This is a genomic window from Shewanella chilikensis (assembly GCF_002836945.1).
GTDB lineage: Bacteria > Pseudomonadota > Gammaproteobacteria > Enterobacterales > Shewanellaceae > Shewanella > Shewanella chilikensis.
In genome coordinates this window covers 1-1,142 of the sequence record NZ_NIJM01000111.1, presented here as the reverse complement: position 1 = coordinate 1,142, position 1,142 = coordinate 1, and the positions used below count along the sequence as shown (strand labels likewise).

1 protein-coding gene is annotated in these 1,142 nt (G+C 51.1%); it reads right to left on the bottom strand.

Features of this window, described 5'->3' with window-relative positions; translation table 11 throughout:
* The coding region (tuf, locus tag CX651_RS19745; RefSeq protein ID WP_101057802.1) for an elongation factor Tu at positions 1-1,142 on the bottom strand (1,142 nt) is incomplete at both ends.

The window sequence follows — 1,142 nt, the reverse complement described above, 5'->3', positions numbered from 1 at the left end:
GCTACAACACCAGCACCAACTGTACGGCCACCTTCACGGATTGCGAAGCGCAGACCTTCGTCCATCGCGATTGGGCAGATCAGAGTTACAACCATCTTGATGTTGTCGCCTGGCATTACCATCTCTACGCCTTCTGGCAGTTCGATAGTACCGGTCACGTCAGTTGTACGGAAGTAGAACTGTGGACGGTAGCCTTTGAAGAATGGAGTGTGACGACCACCTTCTTCTTTAGACAGGACGTAAACTTCTGATTCGAACTTGGTGTGTGGAGTGATTGAACCAGGCTTAGCCAGTACTTGACCACGCTCTACTTCATCACGCTTGGTACCACGCAGCAGGATACCGCAGTTCTCACCGGCACGACCTTCGTCCAGCAGCTTACGGAACATTTCTACACCAGTACAGGTGGTCTTGGTAGTGTCGTGGATACCCACGATTTCTACTTCGTCACCAACTTTGATGATACCGCGCTCTACACGACCTGTTACTACAGTACCGCGACCAGAGATTGAGAATACGTCTTCGATAGGCAGCAGGAATGGCTTATCGATATCACGCTCTGGCTCAGGGATGTATGTATCCAGTGCTTCTGCCAGTTCAATGATCTTGGCTTCCCACTGAGCGTCGCCTTCCAGAGCTTTCAGAGCAGAACCCTGAATTACTGGCAGGTCATCACCTGGGAAATCGTACTCAGACAGCAGTTCACGAACTTCCATCTCTACCAGTTCCAGCAGCTCTTCATCGTCTACCATGTCACACTTGTTCATGAATACGATGATGAAAGGTACACCTACCTGACGAGACAGCAGGATGTGCTCACGAGTCTGTGGCATTGGGCCGTCAGTAGAAGCTACTACCAGGATTGCGCCGTCCATCTGGGCAGCACCGGTGATCATGTTTTTAACATAGTCAGCGTGACCTGGGCAGTCTACGTGGGCGTAGTGACGAGTTGGAGTGTCATACTCGATGTGAGAGGTATTGATGGTAATACCGCGCTCACGCTCTTCTGGAGCGTTATCGATCGCTGCGAAGTCACGAGCCTCACCACCGTAAGTCTTAGACAGTACAGTTGAGATAGCAGCAGTCAGAGTGGTTTTACCATGGTCAACGTGACCAATGGTGCCCACGTTAACGTGGGGCTT